The 3,895-nt window shown below is 64.2% G+C and carries 3 protein-coding genes; 1 reads left to right on the top strand and 2 read right to left on the bottom strand.

Translation table 11 applies throughout. The features are described 5' to 3' along the window. Window positions 1–104 precede the first annotated feature (104 nt). Window positions 105–2,117, bottom strand: a complete 2,013-nt coding sequence (locus ACIQ2E_RS13150) for an NAD(P)H-quinone oxidoreductase subunit 5 (protein WP_398331379.1) — start codon at window positions 2,115–2,117, stop codon at window positions 105–107. 47 nt (window positions 2,118–2,164) lie between these two features. Then, window positions 2,165–2,866 carry an NnrU family protein gene (locus ACIQ2E_RS13145; RefSeq protein WP_398331382.1) on the bottom strand — a complete coding sequence of 234 codons (702 nt, stop codon included), beginning with the start codon at window positions 2,864–2,866 and terminating at the stop codon, window positions 2,165–2,167. Between the two features lie 140 nt (window positions 2,867–3,006). Between ACIQ2E_RS13145 and ACIQ2E_RS13140 the strand changes: the two genes are divergently transcribed. Next, on the top strand, window positions 3,007–3,895 hold an 889-nt coding region (locus tag ACIQ2E_RS13140; protein ID WP_398331376.1), incomplete at its 3' end, for a LysR family transcriptional regulator.

The following is a 3,895-nucleotide window of genomic DNA, read 5'->3' as shown; positions in this document are numbered from 1 at the left end:
CTTGATGTGCTGCCCCCTGATGGGTGTCTGAGGCGTTGGCCTGGAGCTGGCATCCGCCGCGCGAAGCGCGAGCGGCAGCCAGCGGAAGGCCAACGCCTCAGACTTCACCCAAGGACGCCGAACAGCACCACCAGCGCGATCACACCACCGAACACGATCAGGGCATAGAACTGAGCTCGGCCGGTTTCGAAGTATTTGAGGCCTTCGCCGCTGCCCAGGGTGACCAGGCCGGTGAGGTTCACCACGCCATCGACCACTTTGGAATCCACTTCCAGCACCGAGCGGGCCAGCTTGCGGCTGCCCTGCACGAACAGCTTGTCGTTGATGGCATCGAGATACCACTTGTTGGCCAGGAAGGCGTTGATCGTGGGGAAGCGGTCGGCCACGGCCGTGCCCAGATCGATTCTGCGCAGGGCGTAGGCCAGTACGGCCACGGTGATACCCACCACGGAGATGCCAACGGAAGCGCCGGCAAGAGGCAGGAATTCACCCCAGCTGAAGTGTTCAGCCACCTCGGCGGCTTCATGGGGATCGAGGAGGTAGCCGAAGCGGCTGTTCCAGGGCACGCCCAACAGACCCACCAGAGCTGAGGGCACCGCCAGCACGGCCAGGGGCATGGCCATCTGCCAGCCGGATTCGTGGGGGTGATCGGCGTGGGGGTGGTCGTGATCATCGGCGTGCTCCTCAGAGCCCTTGCCGGCAGCAGCCATCAGCTGGGCCTGCATTGCCTTGTCGTTGCCGCGGAAGCTGCCCTCGAAGGTGAGGAAGTAGAGCCGGAACATGTAGAAGGCGGTCATCCCGGCCGTGATGAAGCCGGCGGCCCAGAGCACCGGGAAGCTTCCGAAAGCCTGGCCCAGGATTTCGTCTTTGCTCCAGAAGCCTGCCAAGGGCGGGATGCCGCTGATCGCCAGGCAGCCGATGAAGAAGGTGCTGCTGGTGATCGGCATGTGCTTGCGCAGGCCGCCCATCAAGCGCATGTCTTGCGCGAGCACGGGCTCGTGGCCCACCACCTCTTCCATGGCGTGGATCACCGAGCCGGAGCCCAGGAAGAGCATCGCCTTGAAGAAGGCGTGGGTCACCAGGTGGAACATGCCGGCTACCGGGGCGCCGCAGCCCATCGCCAGCATCATGTAACCGAGCTGGCTCACGGTGCTGTAGGCCAGGCCCTTCTTCAGGTCCATCTGGGTGAGGGCGATCGAGGCTCCCAGGAACAGCGTGATCGTGCCGATCACGGCAATCACCACCTGCACCTCCGGGAAAGGCACATACACAGGTTGGAGCCGAGCTACCAGGAACACGCCCGCGGCAACCATCGTGGCGGCGTGAATCAGCGCGGAGATCGGGGTGGGGCCCTCCATGGCATCGGGCAGCCATACATGCAGCGGGAACTGGGCCGATTTGGCCATGGGTCCCATGAACACCAGCAGGCAGAGCAGCACGGCAATGCCGTTCGACACGCTGCCGTTGGCGATTGCGGCCTGCAGGCCTGTGCCCACCTGCTCAAAGCCGAAGCTGCCCGTGGCCCAGAACAGGCCAAGAATGCCCAGCAGCAGGCCGAAGTCGCCCACCCGGTTCACCACGAAGGCTTTCTGGGCGGCATTGGCGGCACCGTCGCGGTCGTACCAGAAGCCCACCAGCAGGTAGGAACACATGCCCACCAGCTCCCAGAACACGTAGATCTGCAGGAGGTTGGGGCTGATCACCAGGCCCAGCATCGAGCTGCTGAACAGGGCCAGGTAGGTGAAAAAGCGCACATAGCCCTTGTCGTGGGCCATGTAGCCATCGGAATAGACCATCACCAGCACGGCGATGGTGGTGACCAGAGCCAGCATCACGGCCCCGAGGGCATCCACCCGGAACCCCATCTCCAGGGTGAAGGCGCCGGCGCTGGCCCAGTTGAACAGCACTTCGGTGGGGCCTGCCCCCGCCAGTTGCTGGGCGAGCACTGCATAGCTGAGCACTGCGGCAGCGCCCACACTGGTGATCAGCAGCACCGCAACCGGTTTTCGCAACCGGTTGACCGTGCGGTTGAAACTGATCAGGCCAAGGCCCACCACCGCTGCCCCGATCAAGGGCAAGACCGGAATGAGCCAGGCGAGTTCGGCAGGCGAGGGCATCCGGTGCTGGTGCAATCAGGGCGAGTGTAGGCAGCGCAACGGGCGCTTTATCCCAGCCAGTGGGCCAGCCCGGTGCGGCTGAAGGCTGTGGCACCGCTACCAATGAAGCGGTGAGCCCACCAGAACACGCCCACCGCAATGGCGATGCCCAACTGGGCTGGACGCAGGAACTCGCCCAGCTGCAGCTGCTGCCGTCCATCGAGCACGGCTTTGAAGGGAATCACCGAGGTGCTCGCCCGCAGGTCCTCGAAGGCCGTTCCGAATCGATTGGCCAGCCGGCGATCACCGTTCCAGATCGCAAATAGGTGATGGGCGATCAGTCCGGCGCAGGTGGCCACCATGAAGCTGCTGCCGATCCAGAGCAGGTGGGTGCAGCACCAGAGGATCTGGCCAATCGCCTGGGGATGGCGGCTGACGCGGATGATCCCGGTGGCATACATCCGCACCTGAGGTTTCAGCACCGCTGGAATCTCCAGCAGGTTGTAGGTAGCTGGATAGAGGAACAGGAAGCTGATGGCGGTGCCGATCCACACCAGCGGAATGATCCAGGGCTGGTCCTGCAGGTTCCAGAGCCGGATGCCGTCATAGCGGTGGGCCAGGAAATAGCCGATCACCACAACGGCAGAAGGGATGCTCACCCCCGCAAACAGCAGGCGCCAGGCCCGTTCGCCGATGCGTTCCACCCCCCAGTAGCGCAGGGAGGCTCCGCCGCTGTGGATCACGGCAAACGCCAGCAGCAACGCCAGCATCACCCAGCTGCTGTGGTGGAGGTCGCTGGTGGGAGTCACAGGCCGGGCGGCGCAAGGAGTGGGCTGATTCTCCTCAGTCGCCAGAGATCCCCGAGAGGGCCCCTAGAGTTCTGCTTCCCGCAGCATCCCTGCGCCCCTGCATGGCTGATCTGCCCTTCACCCTTGATCAGCTGCGCATCCTGCGAGCGATCGCCAGCGAGGGCAGCTTTAAAAAAGCGGCCGACAGCCTGTATGTGACACAGCCGGCTGTGAGCCTGCAGATCCAGAACCTGGAGAAGCAGCTGAATGTGTCGCTGTTCGATCGGGGTGGGCGCAAGGCTCAGCTCACTGAAGCCGGCCACCTGCTGCTCAGCTACTGCGATCGGATCCTCAGCCAGTGCCAGGAGGCCTGCCGCGCTCTCGACGATCTCCACAACCTCAAGGGCGGCTCGCTGGTCGTGGGCGCGAGCCAGACCACCGGCACCTATCTGATGCCGCGGATGATTGGTCTGTTCCGTCAGAAATACCCGGAGGTGGCGGTGCAGCTGCAGGTGCACAGCACCCGGCGCACCGGCTGGAGCGTGGCCAATGGCCAGATCGATCTGGCGATCATCGGCGGCGAACTCCCCAGCGAGCTCAACGAGCTGCTGCAGGTGGTGCCCTATGCCAGCGATGAGCTGGCCCTGGTGCTGCCCACCAAGCACCCCCTGGCCCGCCTGCCCGAGCTCAGCAAAGACGACCTTTACCGCCTGGGCTTCGTTTGTCTGGATGCCCAGTCGACCACCCGCAAGATGGTGGATCAGCTGCTGGCACGCTCGGGCCTGGATGTGTCACGCCTGAAGATTGAGATGGAGCTCAACTCGTTTGAGGCCATCAAGAACGCTGTACACAGTGGCCTGGGTGCCGCCTTCTTGCCGGTGGTGTCGATCGAGCGGGAACTGGCTGCCGGCACCTTGCATCGCCCGGCTCTGGCGGATCTTTCGGTGCGGCGGCAGCTCAAGTTGATCAGTCATCCCTCGCGTTATTGCTCCCGCGCCGCCGACGCCTTCC

This window comes from Vulcanococcus sp., assembly GCF_044369115.1.
Classification (GTDB): domain Bacteria; phylum Cyanobacteriota; class Cyanobacteriia; order PCC-6307; family Cyanobiaceae; genus Vulcanococcus.
Note: the sequence above shows the minus strand (reverse complement) of the source record. Positions and strands in the feature narration are given on the sequence as shown.